The organism is Rhizobium sophorae (genome assembly GCF_013087515.1).
Lineage (GTDB): Bacteria > Pseudomonadota > Alphaproteobacteria > Rhizobiales > Rhizobiaceae > Rhizobium > Rhizobium sophorae.
In genome coordinates, this window is sequence record NZ_JABFCN010000003.1 from 157,756 (window position 1) to 177,681 (window position 19,926).

At 62.4% G+C, this 19,926-nt stretch carries 10 protein-coding genes; 6 read left to right on the forward strand and 4 right to left on the reverse strand.

The genetic code is table 11. The annotated features are described in order from the left end of the window. Positions 1–9: 9 nt before the first annotated feature. The gene (locus tag G9X64_RS02705) at positions 10–6,309 is read right to left on the reverse strand and encodes a HAMP domain-containing protein (RefSeq protein WP_168316001.1); all 6,300 of its coding nucleotides are present in this window, start codon (positions 6,307–6,309) and stop codon (positions 10–12) included. A gap of 208 nt (positions 6,310–6,517) precedes the next feature. Here G9X64_RS02705 and G9X64_RS02710 point away from each other — a divergent pair, with 208 nt between their 5' ends. From G9X64_RS02710 to G9X64_RS02735, 6 genes are all read left to right on the forward strand, one after another. Continuing rightward, positions 6,518–6,982 carry a hypothetical protein gene (locus G9X64_RS02710; protein WP_171375952.1) on the forward strand — a complete coding sequence of 155 codons (465 nt, stop codon included), beginning with the start codon at positions 6,518–6,520 and terminating at the stop codon, positions 6,980–6,982. A 27-nt stretch (positions 6,983–7,009) separates the two neighbouring features. Continuing rightward, the gene (locus tag G9X64_RS02715) at positions 7,010–7,291 is read left to right on the forward strand and encodes a hypothetical protein (RefSeq protein WP_168316000.1); all 282 of its coding nucleotides are present in this window, start codon (positions 7,010–7,012) and stop codon (positions 7,289–7,291) included. Between the two features lie 2 nt (positions 7,292–7,293). After that, positions 7,294–8,157 carry an alpha/beta fold hydrolase gene (locus G9X64_RS02720; protein ID WP_168308294.1) on the forward strand — a complete coding sequence of 288 codons (864 nt, stop codon included), beginning with the start codon at positions 7,294–7,296 and terminating at the stop codon, positions 8,155–8,157. Between the two features lie 153 nt (positions 8,158–8,310). Beyond that, entirely contained in the window at positions 8,311–9,336 is a 1,026-nt protein-coding gene (locus G9X64_RS02725) for an ABC transporter substrate-binding protein (protein WP_168315999.1), read from the forward strand. After that, positions 9,333–10,373: a FecCD family ABC transporter permease gene (locus G9X64_RS02730; protein ID WP_168315998.1), complete on the forward strand. Its 1,041-nt coding sequence runs from the start codon at positions 9,333–9,335 to the stop codon at positions 10,371–10,373. Before G9X64_RS02725 ends, G9X64_RS02730 begins: the two co-directional genes overlap by 4 nt. Further along, positions 10,370–11,131 carry an ABC transporter ATP-binding protein gene (locus G9X64_RS02735; RefSeq protein WP_168315997.1) on the forward strand — a complete coding sequence of 254 codons (762 nt, stop codon included), beginning with the start codon at positions 10,370–10,372 and terminating at the stop codon, positions 11,129–11,131. Before G9X64_RS02730 ends, G9X64_RS02735 begins: the two co-directional genes overlap by 4 nt. 42 nt (positions 11,132–11,173) lie before the next feature. Here G9X64_RS02735 and glgB read toward each other — a convergent pair whose 3' ends face one another. The 3 genes from glgB to G9X64_RS02750 are packed head-to-tail and all read right to left on the reverse strand — an operon-like array spanning position 11,174 to position 19,878. Then, positions 11,174–13,384: a 1,4-alpha-glucan branching protein GlgB gene (gene glgB, locus G9X64_RS02740; RefSeq protein WP_168315996.1), complete on the reverse strand. Its 2,211-nt coding sequence runs from the start codon at positions 13,382–13,384 to the stop codon at positions 11,174–11,176. Beyond that, positions 13,381–16,662, reverse strand: coding sequence for a maltose alpha-D-glucosyltransferase (gene treS / locus G9X64_RS02745; RefSeq protein WP_168315995.1), 3,282 nt, complete (start codon positions 16,660–16,662; stop codon positions 13,381–13,383). Before treS ends, glgB begins: the two co-directional genes overlap by 4 nt. Then, positions 16,663–19,878: an alpha-1,4-glucan--maltose-1-phosphate maltosyltransferase gene (locus G9X64_RS02750; RefSeq protein ID WP_171375891.1), complete on the reverse strand. Its 3,216-nt coding sequence runs from the start codon at positions 19,876–19,878 to the stop codon at positions 16,663–16,665. Positions 19,879–19,926: the final 48 nt, after the last annotated feature.

A 19,926-nucleotide genomic window follows, 5' to 3' on the forward strand; every position in this document is an offset into this window, starting at 1 on the left:
GCCAGATCCTCAGCGATGCAGCCACATGCGAAGAGCCGATAGCAGCTGTTCGGTATTGACTGGCTTGGCCAGGTAATCCGAGGCGCCTGCTTCCAGGCATTTCTCGCGGTCGCCCTTCATCGCCTTTGCCGTCAGCGCCAGGATCGGCAGCCGCCGGAAGCGCGGCTCCGAACGGATGACCTGCATCGTCTCGTAGCCGTCCATTCCGGGCATCATGATATCCATCAGCACGATTGCGACAGAAGGTTCGTTGTTGATGACGTCAATGGCTTCGCTGCCTGTCGTCGCGGTCAGCACCTTCATGCCCCGGCGTTCGAGGACGCTGCTCAGCGCGAAGATGTTGCGGGCATCGTCGTCGACGAGCAGCACGGTCTCACCGACCAGATCCTCATCGGAGCTGTGCAGTTCCTGCAACGTCGCCTGTTTCGCGGCCGGCAGGTCGGCGACGACCCGATGCAGGAACAGGGCGGTCTCATCCAGCAGGCGCTCGGGCGACTCGACGCCCTTGACCACGACACTGCGGGCCATGCTGTGCAGCGTCGCATCTTCCTCGGCGGAAAGCTCCCGGCCAGTGAACACGACCACCGGCACCTCGCCGATCTCGGCATCGTCGCGGATTTGCTCCAGCACGTCGAAGCCGGACATGTCGGGAAGCGAAAGGTCGAGCACCACGCAGTCGGCGGCATTCTGCCGAAGAGCGACAAGAGCCTCCGATCCGGAGCCGACACTGGTGATGTCGATGTCGTCGTGCCCGAGAAGAGCAGTGACGCTCAGACGCTCGGCCTCATTGTCTTCGACGAGCAGCAGATGCTTGCGGCGCGGCTCAGCATAGGCCTTCAATCGCGCCAACGCCTTGCCGAGCCCTTCCGGCGTCGTCGGCTTGCTCATGAACGCGAAGGCGCCGCGGGTGAGCCCATGCTGGCGATCCTCGTCGAGGCTGATGATCTGGACCGGAATATGCCGCGTCTGCGGATTCTGCTTGAGCTGGCTTAGCACCGTCCAGCCGAGCATGTCGGGCAGGAAGATGTCGAGCGAGATCGCCGCCGGCCTGTAGTCCTGAGCGAGTGCGAGCGCATCGCTGCCGCGCATCGCCACCAGAACCTTGAATCCGTTGTCGCGGGCGAGGTCCACCAGGACGCGGGCGTAATGCGCATCGTCCTCGACGACGAGCAGCACCGAGTCGCCGGCCGTTATCTGGTGGCGATCGTCTTCGACATGTTCGATGGTCTTCTCGGCGCGGCGGTTTGCTGCCGCCTCGGCGAATTCCACGACATTTGCCGGCGGAACGGACTTTGGCGCAACCGCGCCGGCGCCGACATAGGTGAGCGGCAGGTAGAGGACGAAGGTACTGCCGACCCCGGGAGTGCTGCGCAGCTGGATCTCGCCGCCCAAGAGGTTCGCCAATTCGCGGCTGATCGCCAGGCCGAGGCCAGTGCCGCCATATTTGCGGCTTGTCGAGGCATCCGCCTGCTGGAACGCCTCGAAAATGATGCGCTGCTTTTCAGGCGGGATGCCGATGCCGGTATCGACGACTTCGAAGGCGATCACCGAAGGCGCGTGCCTGAGCGAGGGATGATCGGACGACCAGCCGCTCGTCGCCGAGGCAACGCGAAGCGTCACGCCGCCCTGCGCGGTGAACTTGAAGGCATTCGACAGCAGGTTCTTGAGGATCTGCTGCAGTCGCTTCGAATCCGTGATGAGGCTCTTTGCGACATCGGCGCCGACCTCGACTGCGAACGACAGGCTCCGGTTTTCTGCCTCGTGCCGAAATGGCCGCGCCATCATCTCAAGCAGGTTGCTGACGAAGATCTCTTCGGCATCGACCGAAACCGTTCCGGACTCGATCTTCGACAGGTCGAGGATGTCGCTGATGAGGTTCAGGAGATCGGTTCCCGCGCCGTGGATCGTCTTGGCGAACTCGACCTGTTTTCCAGACAGGTTGCCATCCGGATTTTCTCCCAGCTGCTGGCCGAGGATGAGGATCGAATTCAGCGGCGTGCGCAGCTCATGCGACATGTTGGCGAGGAATTCGGATTTGTACTTCGATGTGAGCGCGAGCTCGGTTGCCTTTTCCTCCAGCGCGCGCCGGGCCTGTTCGATCTCCTGGTTCTTCGCCTCGACTTCGACGTTGCGTTCCTCCAGCTGCTGCGCCTTCTGCCCGAGCTGCTCGTTGGTCTGCTGCAGTTCGCGCTGCTGCGTCTGAAGCTCGGCGGCGAGCTGCTGGGACTGCTTGAGCAGGCCTTCGGTCTGCATGGTCGCTTCGATCGAGTTGAGGACAATGCCGATGGATGTCGTCAGTTGGTCGAGGAAAGACAATTGCAGTTCGGTGAATTCGCCTACCGAAGCAAGCTCGATTACCGCCTTCACCTGCCCCTCGAAATGCACCGGCAGCACGATGGCGCTTCTCGGCAGGGTCGTGAACACGCCGGAGCTTATCGGAACGACGTTATCGGGAAGGTCGGTGACCAGGATTCGGCGGGCGTCGCTGGCGCACTGGCCGACAAGTCCCTGGCCGAATTCGAGCCGGGCCGGATGCGCCGCCTCGCCGCCTTTCGCGTAGACCGAGAGCAACGACAAGACCGGCTGCCGCTCGTCGGCATCCACCTGGTAGATGACCCCCTGATGCGCGCCGACCAGCGGCGCCAGCTCCGACAGTAGCATCTTGCCGACCAGCGTCAGGTCGCGCTGTCCCTGCAGCATGTTGGTGAAGCGCGCCAGGTTGGTCTTCAGCCAGTCTTGCTCGGTGTTGCGCTCGGTGGTGAGCCGGAGGTTGTCGATCATCGTGTTGATGTTGTCCTTGAGCTCGGCCACTTCGCCGCGCGCGTCGACCTTGATCGAGCGCGTCAGATCGCCCTTGGTGACGGCGGTCGCCACCTCGGCGATGGCGCGCACCTGTGTCGTCAGGTTGGCGGCAAGCAGGTTGACGTTGCCGGTCAAATCCTTCCAGGTTCCCGCGGTACCCGGAACGTTCGCCTGACCGCCGAGGCGGCCTTCCACGCCCACCTCGCGTGCCACCGTGGTCACCTGGTCGGCAAAGGTCGCGAGTGTGTTGGTCATGTTGTTGATGGTTTCGGCAAGAGCGGCCACCTCGCCCTTGGATGCGACGGTGAGATTCTGCTTGAGGTCGCCGTTCGCCACCGCCGTCACCACCTTGACGATGCCGCGGACCTGCTCGGTCAGGTTGGCGGCCATGACGTTGACGGTGTCGGTCAGGTCCTTCCAGGTGCCGGCGACACCGGGCACCTGCGCCTGGCCGCCGAGCTTGCCTTCGGTGCCGACTTCGCGGGCAACACGCGTCACTTCGCCGGCAAAGGCATTGAGCTGGTCCACCATCGTATTGATGGTGTTCTTCAATTCAAGGATCTCGCCCTTCACGTCGACGGTGATCTTGCGCGACAGGTCGCCGCGCGCCACGGCCGTCGTCACCTCGGCAATGTTTCGAACCTGGGTCGTCAGATTGGCGGCAAGCAGGTTGACGTTGTCGGTCAGGTCCTTCCAGGTGCCGGCGACGCCGGGAACGACCGCCTGACCGCCGAGCCTGCCATCGGTGCCGACTTCACGGGCCACACGCGTCACCTCGCCGGCAAAGGAGCGAAGCTGATCGACCATGGTGTTCAAAGTATCCTTCAGCAACAGGATTTCGCCGCGCACGTCGACGGTGATCTTGCGCGACAGGTCGCCGTTGGCGATCGCGGTCGCCACTTCGGCGATGTTGCGCACCTGCGCCGTCAGGTTGCCGGCCATGGAATTGACGCTGTCGGTCAGATCCTTCCAGGTGCCGGCGACGCCGGAGACCTGCGCCTGGCCGCCGAGCTTGCCTTCGGTGCCGACTTCGCGGGCGACACGCGTCACCTCGCCGGCAAAGGCGTTCAACTGATCAACCATCGTGTTGATGGTGTTCTTCAGTTCGAGAATTTCGCCCTTCACATCGACGGTGATCTTGCGCGACAGGTCGCCGCGCGCCACGGCCGTCGTGACTTCGGCGATGTTTCTGACCTGGCCGGTGAGGTTGGAGGCCATGGAATTGACGTTTTCGGTCAGGTCCTTCCAGGTGCCGGCGACACCCGGCACCTGCGCCTGGCCGCCGAGCTTGCCTTCGGTGCCGACCTCGCGGGCGACGCGCGTCACTTCCGAGGCGAACCGGTTCAGCTGATCGACCATGGTGTTCAGCGTTTCCTTGAGCTCGAGGATTTCACCCGAGACCGACACCGTGATTTTCTTCGACAGGTCGCCATTGGCGATTGCGGTCGAGACTTCGGCGATGTTGCGCACCTGCGCCGTCAGATTGCCGGCCATGGAATTGACGCTGTCGGTCAGGTCCTTCCAGGTGCCGGCGACGCCGAGCACGTTCGCCTGGCCGCCGAGCCGCCCTTCCGTGCCGACCTCGCGCGCCACGCGCGTCACCTCGCCGGCAAAGCCGTTGAGCTGATCGACCATCGTGTTGATGGTCTCCTTCAGTTCGAGGATTTCCCCCGACACGGTGACGGTAATCTTCTTGGACAGGTCTCCCTGGGCCACGGCGGTCGCGACCTCGGCGATGTTGCGCACCTGCCCGGTCAGGTTGGAAGCCATGGAGTTGACGCTGTCGGTCAAATCCTTCCAGGTGCCGGCGACGCCGCGCACATTGGCCTGGCCGCCGAGCCGGCCCTCCGTGCCCACTTCGCGGGCGACGCGGGTCACTTCCGAAGCGAAGGCATTCAGCTGGTCCACCATCGTATTGATGGTTTCCTTCAATTCGAGGATCTCGCCCTTCACGTCGACGGTGATCTTCTTCGACAGGTCGCCATTGGCAATCGCAGTCGAGACCTCCGCGATATTGCGCACCTGCGCCGTCAGGTTGCCGCCCATGGAGTTGACGTTCTCGGTCAGATCCTTCCAGGTGCCGGCGACGCCGCGCACATTGGCCTGACCGCCGAGCCGTCCCTCCGTGCCCACTTCGCGAGCGACGCGGGTGACTTCTGAAGCGAAGGCATTTAGCTGATCGACCATCGTATTGATGGTCTCCTTCAGCTCGAGGATTTCCCCCGACACCGTCACGGTGATCTTCTTCGACAGGTCACCATTGGCGATCGCAGTCGAGACCTCGGCGATGTTGCGCACCTGCGCGGTGAGGTTCGAGGCCATGGAATTGACGTTGTCGGTGAGGTCCTTCCAGGTGCCTGCCACGCCGGGCACCTGCGCCTGTCCGCCGAGCCGACCTTCGGTGCCGACTTCGCGCGCCACGCGCGTCACCTCACCGGCAAAGCCGTTCAGCTGGTCGACCATCGTGTTGATGGTTTCCTTGAGCTCCAGGATTTCGCCGGAGACGTCGACGGTGATCTTGCGCGACAGGTCGCCGCGCGCCACGGCCGTCGTCACCTGAGCGATGTTGCGGACCTGGGCGGTCAGGTTGCCGCACATGGCGTTGACGCTGTCGGTCAGGTCCTTCCAGGTGCCGGCTACGCCCGGCACCAGCGCCTGTCCGCCAAGCTTGCCTTCGGTGCCGACTTCGCGGGCGACACGGGTCACTTCCGAGGCGAAGGACCTGAGCTGGTCGACCATGGTGTTGATCGCCTCCTTCAGCTGCAGGATCTCGCCGCGCACGTCGACGGTGATCTTCTTGGAAAGATCGCCATTCGCAACGGCGATCGTCACTTCCGCGATGTTGCGCACCTGCGCCGTCAGGTTCGACGCCATCGAGTTCACGCTTTCGGTGAGATCCTTCCAGACACCCGTCACCTCCGGCACCTGCGCCTGGCCGCCGAGTTTTCCGTCGGTGCCGACCTCGCGGGCGACGCGTGTCACTTCCGATGTGAAGACGCTCAGCTGCTTGATCATCGTGTTGACGATGTCGGCCGAGCGCAGGAACTCGCCCTTTAGCGGCCGCCCGTCGACATCCAGCGGCACGGTCTGCAAGAGATCTCCCTTAGCGACGGCCGTGATCGTGCGCGTGACGGCGGTCGTCGGCCATAGGAGATCGTCGATCAGACCGTTGATCGATCCTTCCATTTCGGACCAGGAGCCGTCCGACAGGCCGAAGCGTACGCGTGTGCTCGTTCGCCCGTCCCGGCCGACCACCTGCCCGACATGCTCGAGCTGCTGGGCCATGCGCTGATTGGCGGCGATGATGTCGTTGAGGGCATCGGCGACCTTGCCGGTGAGACCCGTCAGGTCGGACCGCATCCGTACGGAAAAGTCGCCGCGTCTGACCGAGACAAGGACTTCCAGAAGCGCGCTGGCGTCGTCGAATGCCATCGTTTTGTGGTCATGCCCATTGAGGCTGTCTATCGCAACGCTGTCGCGCGCGAATTCGCTGGTTTGGTTGCTCACGAAAATCCCCCTGTTCGACGACTGGTAATTTAGTGCTCAACTCAGAAAATGGTATGGGCCGTCCCGCGTGCATCCTAACATGATTCACCGCCCAAAATGAGCCTGTAAGTTGCAGATATCGGAAATGCTCGCCGTAAACCGTCTCGGTGGAATTTGCGGTTTTTCGCGCGGGAACACTTTGCTGCCGGCTGTCGTTTCCATCCAGACAATGGAGAGCGACATGTCGAACGTCTCAAGGACAGGCAAGGAAGAGATCAACAACGCGACCAGCCCGACCACCTTCGGAAAGTCGGTCGAGAGCCAGGCGCAAATTGAGGATGCGGCGGCGCAAGCGTCGCCCGGCGCTGGCGGCGAGATGCTCAACATCTACCGGTTGGAGCCGATCGCCGCACCCGACGATCCGAGATGGGACAATTCCCCCGGACATGGTACCGTCGTCGTCGCCGCGAGAACGCCAGGCGATGCCAGGATCGTCGCCGCGGCGCGCGAACTTGACTTCATGGAAGTCGACGCAGCGCCCGCCGAGGATGTGACGACAGTCAATGCCAGCGCCTTCCGCGACGACAAGCTTTACACCGTGATCGAAATCGATCGGAACAGACGTGATATAAAGCGCGGCATCCTCGACGGTACGGTCTCCGTCGACACGATCCGGCCGGTCGAACCGGACTAGAAATCCTTTCTTCACCTGGGAGTTCTCATGAATACCGCCAATCTGCAGCTCAAGGGCCTGATCATGGCGATGGCCTCGATATGTGATGCGATCGTCGATAAGCAACTGCTCACGCGCGAGGAGATCGACGCTGCGCTCTCGAAGGCTCAAGAGGCGATCGAGGAGGATGACGACCACGAGCTGTCAGGCGCCAACCGGGCGGCGATCCTGTTTCCGATCCGCGTGCTGCAGCTTGCCAGCGAAGCCGGTCGGAAGGGTGAAGGGGCCACGTTTTCAGACTATGCCAAGCGTGTGGGGAAGCTCAGCTGAGCATGTTCGAAGGCTTTTCTCTCGATACCGTCGACGCCGGGCCGGGGTCGCTTCGCGTCCGTCACGGCGGAACGGGACCGGCCGTTCTGCTTCTCCACGGCCATCCCAGGACACATATGACCTGGGGCAAGGTGGCCGATCTGCTGTCGCCCCATTTCACGGTCGTCTGCCCCGACCTTCCCGGTTTCGGCCGCTCCTACCAGCCGCTCGATGCTCCCGACAGCCGCAACTCTTCGAAGCGCGCAAAGGCGGAAGCCCTGGTTGAACTGATGCTGAGACTGGGGCACGAGAACTTCGCGGTGGTCGGTCACGACCGCGGAAGCTTGACTGCCTTCCGCATGGCGATGGATCATCCCGACCGTGTGCAGAGACTCATCATCGCCGACGGCATCCCCGTGATCGAGCATCTCGAACGCGCCGACTGGAAATTTGCGAGAGACTGGTACCACTGGTTCTTCTTCGCTCAACCGGAAAAGCCGGAACGGGCGATCTTGGCCGATCCCCTCGCGTGGTATGACAAACTCTCGCCAGCGCTGATGGGAAGGCAAGCCTATGACGACCTCGTCGACGTCGTCCGCGATCCAGCCGCGATCCATGGGATGATCGAGGACTACCGCGCCGGCCTCCGCATCGACCATCTCCACGACCGCGAGGACCGCGACGCCGGCCGGAAAGTGACCTGCCCCATGCTCTGTCTCTGGTCGCTACGCGACGACATGGAGCAGATCTATGGCGATCCCGTCGCCATCTGGCGGAACTGGGCGGATGACGTGCACGGCTGCGGCATAGACAGCGGCCATCACGTGGCCGAAGAGAATCCTGAAGCGCTCTCGCAGACGATCCGGGAGTTTCTCGAACACCGATAGAACTTGAAATCGAGACACGCTTCGGTAGTGCGCCATCAGGGAGAATGTTCAGCGCTGCCGGTTTTTGCTATAAGTTGATCCATTTGGTCTTGTTTCTCGGCGGCTCCTGTGGCTATACCCCGGCCGTACACACTCATGCACCGGGATCTCTACGTGACCAGCCTCAAATCGCTTCTGGCCGCCTGCGGCCTCTCCGCCATGATCGGCCTTGCCGCAAATCCGTCTCTGGCCGGTTCGACGACCTACCCGCTGACTCTGGAAAACTGCGGCGCGCAGGTGACTTTCCAGAAGGCGCCCGAACGGGCGATCGGTCTCGGCCAGAACAGCGCTGAAATCCTGCTGCTGCTCGGCCTTCAGGACAAGATGGCCGGCACAGCGTTCTGGCCGAGCAAGGTCCTGCCGCAGCTCGCAGAAGCCAATGCCAAGGTCAAGCTTTTGACCGTCGAGATGCCGACCTTCGAATCGATGCTCGCCGAAAATCCCGACTTCGTCGCGGTGGCTTTGCCGAGCCTGGTCGGGCCGAACAGCAAGATCGCCAAGCGCGAGGATTTCGACAAGGTCGGCGTCGCGACCTATCTCTCGCCCAGCACCTGCCTCAGCACCAAGGACGTCAAGGACCAGTATGGCAGCCGCGGCGAGCTGTGGAACATGGATCTTCTCTACAAGGAGATCGACGAACTCTCGCAGATCTTCGACGTCGCCGATCGCGGCCAAGCGCTGATCGCCGACTTCAAGACGCGTGAGGCCAAGCTTCGCTCCGGCGTTTCCAAGAACGGCAAGAACTTGTCCTATGTTTTCTGGTTCTCGAGCCCCAGCCCGTCGGCCGATGCCTATGTCGGCGGCAAGAACAGCGCCTCCGGCTTCATTGCCGACCTGCTCGGCGGACACAATGCGATATCAGCGGAAGCGGAATGGCCGACGATCGGCTGGGAAGGCATCATCGCCGCCAATCCTGACGTGATCGTCGTGGCCAGCCTCGACCGCAACCGTTGGGAACTCGACAAGCCGGAGGCCAAGATCAAGTTCCTGAACACCGACCCGGCCGTCAGCCAGACCCCGGCTGTCAAGAACAAGGCGATCGTCGTCATGGACGGCCAAGCGATGAACCCGACCATCCGCACGATCTACGGCGCCGAGCAGGTGGCCGAGCAGCTAAAGGCTCTCGGTCTGCTGAAGTGACGGAAGCGGGCAGTCTCTTCCGGCAACTGGGAGCAGTCACGGCACTGCTGCTTGCCTCCCTCTGTCTCATCACTGTCGCCGTCGGTGTCAGCGTCGGGATCGGCGACCTGCCGATCCCGCTGGCGACCACCTTTTCGGCCGTCACCAACCGGCTCGGATGGTCCGCGGTCGAACTGAACCGCATCCACGAGACCGTCATCTGGGATTATCGCCTGAGCCGGGCGCTCGTCGCCGCCTTCTGCGGCGCGGGCCTTGCGCTGTCGGGCGCGATCATGCAGTCGCTGCTGCGCAACCCGCTTGCCGAACCCTATGTGCTTGGCATCTCCGCCGGCGCCTCCACCGGCGCCGTCGCGATCGTCATCTTAGGCGTCGGCTCGGGCGCGGTATCGCTATCGGCCGGCGCCTTTGCCGGGGCTTTCGCAGCCTTCTTCTTCGTCGCACTGCTGTCGAATGGTACGCGCGGCGGGGCGGACCGCACCATTCTCGCCGGTGTAGCCGCATCGCAGCTCTTCAACGCCTCGACCTCCTATATCGTCACCACCTCGGCCAATGCGCAGCAGGCGCGCGACGTCATGTTCTGGCTGCTCGGCAGTTTCGGCGGCGTGCGCTGGCCGGAATTCGCGCTGGTCTCGATCGTCGTCGGGTTCGGCCTCGCCGCCTGTCTGTTCTATGCCCGCGTGCTCGACGCCTTCGCTTTCGGCGACGAGGCGGCATCCTCGCTCGGCGTCAATGTCGGCCGCGCCCGCATGGTGCTCTTCGCGCTGACGGCGATGATGACGGCGACGATCGTCAGCATGGTGGGGTCGATCGGCTTCGTCGGCCTCGTCGTGCCGCATGTCGCCCGCTTTGTCGTCGGACCGCTCCATATCCGCCTCCTGCCGGCCTGCGCCATCGCGGGGGCGATCTTCATGGTGCTCGCCGACATCGCGGCCCGCGCCCTCATTCCCAACCAGATCCTGCCGATCGGCGTGGTCACGGCGCTGGTCGGCGTTCCCTTCTTCTCGATCATCCTCTACCGGTTCCAGCGCGCGTCATGAGCATCAAGGCCGACAACCTCACCTGGAAAATTGGCAGGAAGACCATTCTCGATGGCGTTTCCCTGGAAGCGCCCCCCGGCAGGATGCTCGGCCTGCTCGGGCCGAACGGCTCGGGCAAGACCTCACTCCTGCGGCTTCTGGCTGGACTCAAGCGGCCGCATTCCGGCCGGGTCACGCTCGACCGCAGCGACATCGGTACCATCAGCCGCCGCTCGATTGCCAGGCGGATCGCCTTCGTCGAGCAGCATGCCACGACGAATGCCAATCTGAAGGTCGTCGACGTCGTCAAGCTCGGAAGGTTTCCGCACCGGTCGATGTTCTCGGGCTGGACGAGGGCCGACGAAGAGGCAGTCGAAGAGGCGCTGGCGCGCGCCGGCATGGCGGAGAAGCGCGACGATCGCTGGCAGAATCTCTCGGGCGGCGAAAAGCAGCGCACCCATATCGCGAGGGCGCTCGCTCAGTCGCCCCAGGAACTAATCCTCGACGAGCCGACGAACCATCTCGACATCCAGCACCAGATCGGCCTGATGCGGCTCGTCTCCGGCCTGCCGATCACCAGCATCGTCGCCCTGCACGATCTCAACCATGCCGCCATGTTCTGCGACCAGCTGATCATCATGCAGCAGGGCAGAATCGTCGCCTCCGGCGCACCGCAGGACGTGTTGAGCGAGGACCTTCTCAGAAATGTCTTTTCCGTCGAGGCCCGCATCGAAACCTCTCGCTATCATTCGCGCCCGCATATTCACTATCTCAGGTGACGGTGGAACCGTGACCGAGATAACCGTTCCGCGGCCGCGCCGTCAGCGTGACGGCCCCTTCAGAAAAATCGTCGATAGCGGCGGCAGTGTCAGCGACAGGGAGACGGGCCTGCCGTGGGCGGGCACGGGTTCAGTCGACACCGCGCCGTTGACCAGGCCCGAGCCGCCATATTCCCGCGCGTCCGTCGTCATCCGCTCGATCCAGACACCGTCGCTGGGCACACCGATCCTGTAGCCGTAACGCGGCACCGGCGTGAAATTCGACATGACCAGCACCGACGAAGCGCGATTGGGCGCATAACGGAGCATCCCGAGGACGGAATTGACGGCGTCGTCGGCGGCCGCCCATTCGAAGCCCTCGGGATGAAAGTCGCCGAACTGCAATGCCGGCTCGTCCGCGTAGAGGCCGTTCAGATCCTTCACCAGCCGCTGAATCCCCACATGCTGAGGCCGGTCCAGCACATCCCAGCTCACCGAACCATCATGGTTCCACTCGCCCGGCTGTGCGACTTCGCTCCCCATGAACAACAGTTTCTTGCCGGGATGACCCCACATGAAGGCGAGATAGCTGCGCAGATTGGCAAATTTCTGCCATTCGTCACCCGGCATCTTCGTCAGCAGCGAGCCCTTTCCATAGACGACCTCGTCATGTGAGATCGGCAGAATGAAGCGTTCGGAATAGGCATAGATCATTCCGAAGGTCATCGTGCCATGGGCGTAGCTCCGGTAAATCGGATCCTTCTCGATGTAGCTCAGGCTGTCATGCATCCAGCCCATGTTCCATTTGATGTCGAAGCCCAGCCCCCCTTGCTCCGGTGGCTTCGTCACCCCGGGCCAGGCCGTCGATTCCTCGGCGATGGTTATCGCGTGCGGGCAGCGCTCATGAATGATGCTGTTCAGGTGCTTGAAGAATTCGACAGATTCCAGATTTTCCCGGCCGCCATATTGGTTGGGAATCCATTCGCCCTCGTTGCGGCTGTAGTCGCGGTAAAGCATCGAGGCAACGGCATCGACCCGCAACCCGTCGATATGGTAGCGCTCCAGCCATTCCAGCGCGCTGGCGATCAGGAACCCTTTCACCTCGTTGCGGCCGAGATTGTAGATCAGCGTGTTCCAGTCGCGGTGAAAGCCTTCGCGCGGATCTTCGTGTTCGTAGAGCGCGCTGCCGTCAAAGCGGGCAAGCCCCCAGACGTCTGTGGGAAAATGGGCCGGTACCCAGTCGAGGATGACGCCGACCCCGGCGCCATGGCACCGGTCGATGAAATAGGCGAAGTCCTCAGGCGTCCCATATCGGCCAGTGGGAGCGAACAGGCCGAGCGGCTGATAGCCCCAGGACCCGCCGAACGGATGCTCCATGATCGGAAGCAGCTCGATATGGGTAAAGCCCATGTCGCTGACATAGGGAACCAGCCGCTGGCTGAGTTCGACCCAGTCGAGCGACCTGTTGCCGTCTTTTTGATCGCGAAGCCAGGAGCCGGCGTGTACCTCATAGACGGAGAACGCGCCCTCGAGCCTGTCTTGTCGGGACCGGCCCTTCATCCAGCGGTCATCATTCCATCGGAAGGGCGTCGACGATGCGACGATGGAGGCGGTGGACGGAGCGGCCTCGCTCGCCCTCGCGACCGGATCGGCCTTCTGCGGCAGGCAGGTCCCGTGCGCATCGATGATCTCGAACTTGTATCTTTCGCCGGGGGCCAGCCGGGGGATAAACAGCTCCCAGACCCCCGCCGACTGTCTCAGCCGCATCGGGTTTCGTCGCCCATCCCAGGCGTTGAAGTCGCCGACGACCGAGACGCGGCGCGCATTTGGAGCCCACACGGCGAAACGAACGCCCGATATCCCGTCGATCGACATCGCCACCGCGCCGAGCGTCCGGCTCAGACTATAGTGAGTACCCTCCGATATCAGATGCAGATCTAGCTCTCCGAGCAGCAGACCGAAACTGTAGGGGTCCTCGGTGATTTGGACCGCATCGGGCCATGTGATCCGCAGCCGGTATCCCGTCCTAGAGGCGGCCGCCGCGGCAAACAGGCCGGACGGGTGGGCGATACTGAACGGCGTCACCACCCGGCCGCTTGTCGTATCGATGAGATCGACCGCTTCGGCGCCAGGCAGGTATACCCGCACGATCGTCATGCCGCCGCTTTCGTGAGGACCCAGGATCGAAAAGGGATCGCCGTGGCGGCCCTCTATCAGAGCCCAAAGCGCATCCTGTCCAATGCCTGCGAGAAGTTCCATGCGTTCAACATTCATGCCGTTACCCCCGCTAAGCGCGATGCGATTTCGGTAAGGCCGGCGAGCGGGATCGGCAGCCACTTCGGCCTGTTGCGCGCTTCGTAGGCGATTTCATAGGCAGCCTTTTCGAGAAGAAAGGCATCGAGGACCCTCCGTCGTTGGTCGGGCGGCATAGCGAGCGCCTTCGATGCGGCGACCTCCTGCCAATAGGCATTGAGAAAGGCTTCCTCGGCACCGCGCCCGAAGCGGGCGATGGCGTCCCGTCGCACCTCATTCTCGTGTTCGGTAACCGCGTCATTGTCGAGCTGCGCGGTGGCGACGAGATAGTTCAGTGATCTTAAAAGCCCGGCGACGTCGCGGAGCGGAACGGTCTTGGCTCGACGCTCGGCGAGATTTTTTGCGGGCTCGCCTTCGAAGTCGATGATGACGGCATCGCCTTCGCTGACCAGAATCTGGCCAAGATGGAAATCGCCATGCGTACGCGTCATCAACATGCCGCGAGTGCTCTCCGCCAGGCTTGCGCCAAGCTCGACGAGTTCGGCGCGGCGCTCCAAAAGCGGGTGAGCGAGCAGATCGACCGCGGGATCGGCATTTTCCTCGCGTTCGGCAAGCTTCGACATCGCATAGGCGATTTCGCCCGCCACCGCCTTCTTGATAGCCTTGACCTCGCCGTCGCCGGCGATGAGAGGGTTGAACGCCTCGTCCGCGCTCTCCCCCGCGAGGACAACATGCAATTCGCCGAGCCTCAGGCCCACCATTCCAACGAAGCTGATCAGTGACTGGAAGACATCATCACCTGGTTCCACCGCCGGATCGTTCATCACGAGCTCGTCGGCCGCGCGGCGCAGATTGCTCAACATCCAGTTCCAGGCGTCGCCCTGATTGCGAATGGCGCCCTGAACGATGATCAAAGTCGAGCGACGCCCGGTGGAATCAGTGTGCGCCACCTCGCCAAGCAGCGGCGCGGTGTGGTCGTAACCGGCGCTGGTGAGAAACCGTGTCATCTCGACTTCCGGATGGACGCCGGGGAAAATATGTCTGATTAGCTTGATCATTGCGACGTCACCGACGATCATCGAGCTGTTGGATTGTTCGGCTGAAAGCCAACGGACTGGCATATCGTCGGTGATATTAAGCCGGTCGAGCCGCTCGGTGCCGAGGAATTCGAGCGTGCCGGTACGCCCGGTTATGCTGGAACGGTCGGCAAGCCCGCGCAGGACGCCGCGCGCCATCGGCTCTACGGCAAACCCGTCCGTCAGGAAGCCGACCCGCTTGCCGTGGCGAATCCGCCCGAGCGCAAGCTGCTGCGTCAAAGCAGAGGGTTGCGCATCGTCCCACGCGACCGCGAGCGGCAGCTGATAGGATTCGGTATGATCCGGCAGCACCGCTTCCAATTCGCCGAGAACGACACCATCTGCAAAGGGGATCGGTGTTGCCGAGATCAGCCGCGCCGCCTGGAGCGGCTGGTCCTTCGCCCCGAACCAGCGGCGCCTGGCGAGGTAAGCCGGCAGAATTTCGTTGCTGAGGACGCGTCCCAGCCGCGGCTCATCGACGAGATCGAGCAGGCCGCGGCGAATGACCATCGTCGTGAGGTCGGGCAATTGCTCGGGCGGCGCGGTGCGCCATGCCGGCGGATCGGCATCGGCCTCCAGCTGGAACCAGAAGAAGCCGTAGGGCGGCAATGTCAGGAGATAGGTCAGCTGCCCGATCGGCGGAAAGGGCGACATACCGGTCAGCTCGATCGGCACATGGCCCTCGAAAGCCGAGAGGTCGAGCTCGACTGCCTGAGGCAACCGGGAAAGGTTTGCGACGCACATCAGCGTCTCGCCGTCATATTCCCTCAGATAAGCGAGAATCTTTCGGTTCTCAGGCGAGAGGAAACGCAACGAGCCGCGCCCGAAGGCCGGATGCCTGCCGCGCAGCGCCAGCATCTTGCGCGTCCAGTTGAGCAGAGAATGGGCATCAGTGCTTTGGGCCTCGACGTTGACCGCCTCGTAACCGTATAGCGGATCGGCAATCAGCGGGAGGACGAGACGAGCCGGGTCCGTGCGTGAGAAGCCGCCATTGCGGTCCGGCGACCATTGCATCGGCGTCCGCACCCCGTCCCGGTCGCCGAGATAGATGTTGTCGCCCATGCCGATCTCGTCGCCGTAATAGATGACAGGTGTTCCGGGCATCGAGAGCAGAAGCGCGTTCATCAGTTCGATGCGCCGGCGGTCGCGCTCCATTAACGGCGCCAGCCGCCGCCTGATGCCGAGGTTGATGCGGGCGCGTTTGTCCGATGCATAGGTCTCCCAGAGATAGTCCCGCTCGGCGTCGGTCACCATTTCGAGGGTCAGCTCGTCGTGATTGCGCAGGAAGATCGCCCATTGGCAATTCTCGGGGATTTCGGGCGTCTGGCGCAGGATGTCGGTAATCGGGAACCGATCTTCCTTGGCGATCGCCATATACATGCGTGGCATCAGCGGGAAATGGAAGGCCATATGGCATTCGTCGCCCTCACCGAAATATTCGCGCGTGTCCTCTGGCCATTGATTAGCCTCGGCAAGCAGCATCACGCCGGGATGAGTGGCGTCGAGGGCGGCGCGGATCCGTTTGAGGATCGCATGGGTCTCGGGAAGATTTTCGTTGATCGTTCCCTCGCGCTCGACAAGGTAGGGAATGGCGTCGAGACGGAACCCGTCGATACCGGTTTCCAGCCAGAAGCGCATCACCTTCAGCAGTTCCTCCATGACGAGAGGACTGTCGAAATTAAGATCGGGCTGGTGGGAATAGAAGCGGTGCCAATAATAGGCGCCGGCAACGGCATCCCACGTCCAGTTGGATTTTTCCGTGTCGAGGAAGATGATGCGGGTTTCAGGAAATTTCTGGTCGCTGTCCGACCAGACGTAGAAGTCGCGCTCCGGCGACCCCACCGGGGCTTGGCGCGCGCGCTGGAACCAGGGATGCTGGTCGGAGGTATGGTTGATGACGAGCTCGATGATGACGCGGATATTGCGCTGATGGGCGGCGTCGACGAAAGCCCGGAAATCCTCCATCGTCCCGTAGTCGGGGCTGACATTGCCGTAATCGGCAATGTCGTAACCGTCGTCTCGGCGCGGTGAGGGAAAGAAGGGCAGCAGCCAGATGGCGTTGACGCCGAGGGCTGCGATGTGATCGAGCTTCTGGTGCAGGCCGGCGAAATCGCCGACCCCGTCACCATTGGCGTCGTAGAACGACTTGATGTGCAGCTGGTAGATGATAGCGTCTTTGTACCAGAGCGGCTGGTTCATACCATCAGGATTCAACGTGTCCATTCATGCCTCCGCTACGCGAACGCGCCAGATGGCAAAGGGCAGGATCTGAGGGTTGAAGCTCACTCTCTGCCACTTGCCATTCCATCTGAACCGATGCCCAGTGACCAGATCTTCGGCGTCGAGCGCTCCGCCGTCTCCGAGCGACCACTTCCAGAGCGGCAGCTCGACGTCGCTTTCCTGAAAGTTGTGTGGATCGAGACTGATGGCGATCAACAAAACATTGTCGCGGGCGCGGCTCGCCTTCTCGAAGAACAAAATGTTGTCGTTCGCGGCGTTTAGCAGCGTTAGCCCGAGATGCGAATGCAGGGCAAGATTTTCGTTCCGGATGCGGTTGAGCATCCTGATCTCGGCGATGATATTGCCTGGACGGTCGTAATCCCAGGCGCGGATCTCATACTTCTCGCTGTCGGCATATTCCTTGCGCTTGGCATCGGGACGCCCTTCGCAAAGTTCGAAGCCGTTATAGACGCCCCACAATCCGGAAAGCGTGGCAGCAAGTGCTGCGCGGATCAGGAAGGCCGGGCGCGGGGCGTTCTGCAGGAAATCCGGATTGATATCATGCGTGTTGACGAAGAAATGCGGACGGAAGAATTCCTTCGGCGCCGTTTCTGTCAGCTCCCGCATATATTGCTCAAGTTCCCACTTGGCATTGCGCCAGGTGAAGTAGGTGTAGGACTGGGAGAAGCCGATCTTCGCCAAGCGATACATCACCTTCGGCTTGGTGAAGGCTTCCGACAGGAAGACGACATCGGGATGACGGGCCCTGATATCACCGATCAGCCATTCCCAGAACGGAAAGGGCTTTGTGTGCGGATTGTCGACGCGAAACAGCTTGACGCCCTGGTCCACCCAAAGCTGGACGACATCCCTGAGCTCCACCCATAGTGAAGGCAGCGCATCTTTTGTGTAGAAATCGACGTTGACGATGTCCTCGTATTTCTTCGGCGGGTTTTCGGCATATTTGATCGTGCCGTCGGGACGCCAGTCGAACCAGCCGGGATGCTCCTTCAGCCAAGGGTGATCCGGCGACGCCTGGATCGCGAGGTCGAGAGCGATCTCCAAGCCATGCCGCCCTGCCGCCTCGACCAGCCGCCGGAAATCCTCGAACTCGCCGAGCTCGGGATGGATGGCGTCATGGCCGCCGTCCTCGGAGCCGATGGCATAGGGGCTTCCGGGGTCGTCGGGCGCGGCTTTCAGGCTGTTGTTGCGGCCTTTCCGGTTGGTCGAACCGATCGGATGAATCGGCGGGAAATAGAGCACGTCGAAGCCCATGTCACGGATGGCGGGCAGTCGAGGAATGACGTCCTCGAACGTGCCGTGCCGGTCCGGATCGCCGCTCTGCGAGCGCGGGAAGATCTGGTACCAGCTGGCAAAGGCAGCCTCCTTGCGTTCGGCATCGACGGCGCTTGCCGTCGAGCGAAGCCGAAACGGCCGCCTGTCCGCCTTGTTCATCAATTCAGATGTTCCGGCATCGAGCAGGATCGCCGTACGCTCGGCATCTGAGGCGCTTTCGAGATTGGCGAGCAGCGCCTTTAATTCGGCGCGGAGCGTGTCACCTGCATGGATCTCGGCCGAACGGACGAGCTCTATCCCCTCCTGGAGCTCAAGCTTCAGATCCAGCCTGGCATCGTTCTTCTTCATCAGTTCGTAGCGAAAAATCGCAAACGGGTTCTTCCATGCCTCGACGGCAAACTCATAGCGTCCGACCCGTTCCAATAGGAATTCGGTGCGCCAGCGGTCATTCTCGACCAATTGCATCTCCGTCTCGTTCCAGTCCGCCGCATCGAGCGGCCGCCAGAGCAGGACCGCGGCGATCGGGTCGTGGCCGTCGGCGAATATATCCGCCTCCACGGTGACGATGTCGCCGACCACCCGCTTCACGGGAAAGCGCCCGTCATCGACCCGCGGCATGATGCGCTCGATCGCGAGGCGCGGCGAAGCGACCGCCTGCTCGACATCGAGGATCGGCCGCGATGTGATCGGAGCCGGCGCCTTGCATTCGACCACCAGGGTCTCCCCTGCCCGCAGTCGCAGAGCCGTACCGTCGGCTGCGGCGGGAAGAAAACCGGAGGCCGCTTCACGCAGTGCGGTTACCGGAGCGGGCGCACTTTTCCGAAGGTCCCTGTTGAGCAGGATGAACCGCACATTCTCGGCGCCGCGAAGGTCTTCCGCCGCCGATTGCAGCAGCGCAGAGACAGGTCCATTGGCGTTGCGGATGAGCCGAAGCGAGGCAAGCGCAGAGGGAGCCTTGCCGACCTCGGTGTTCGCAAGGCGAATTTCGGAGGAGATATCGAAAGCGAGGTCATGACGCAGCCCCCGCAAACCCGTTCCGTTCCCATGGGTCGGATCAAGCGGCGCGGCTGCGCCATATTCGAAGCCCATCGGAACCATCAGGCCGCCGCCGAGCGAGGCAGCTAGGCGTAGCGCCCTTATGGCGCGCCGTTCAACGATTTCGCGGCTCTCGGTTCCGTGCGCGATCCGCCTGGCGAATGGCGGCTCCGGAAAAGCGATCTGCCAGCCAAGCTGCTTCTGGACGCGGTGTTCTTCGACGAACCATCTCTCGTCAAAATCCCACCAGGCCATCGATGAAAAACATCCATCAAAGCCTGTATTCTTGACCGCGACTCTGGCTCCAAAATCAGTGCCGGGCGTCCAGGCGAAGAATTGCGCGTCCGCCTTCTCGCGCACCGCCGCAATCAGCGCTTTGAAAACCGCCGGCGCAATGCGATCGATCCCGAGGGTCCGGTAGCCGGAGAGGCCGAGACCGGCAAGTTCTTGCAACCGTTCTGTCCACTCTTCCAACAGCCGGGACTCCGCCTCCATCGCGATCATCGGCTCTGCCGGATCCAATGGTGAGCGTCTTGGGTCGACGGGGCGAAAGCCCGCCTCGGAATTCTGGGCCTTGCCGTCGAGCATCAGGTCCATCATCAAGGCGACGCCGCTCTTGCGGGCAGCCTCCGCCAGGCGTCCCACCCCGTCCTCGATTGCGCTTCCGAGCGACAGTTGAGGATCAAGGCGATTTAGATCCTGGGATGCAAAGATACTGCGCTCCCCGCCCCGATCGAAGAGAGGTGCCGTCAGCACGCGGTCGAAACCGGTATCCGCCGCATGGTCGAAAACCTCGCGCCACGCATCGATACCCTGAAGTAGGAGTGGATTGACATAATAGATCCGGGGTGGGGTGCTCAACACACCCTGGTTCGCAGAGAATAACATCGTCCGCCGCCTCGAGTTGGTTTTGAGGCAAACTTTTCTTGGCGGCGG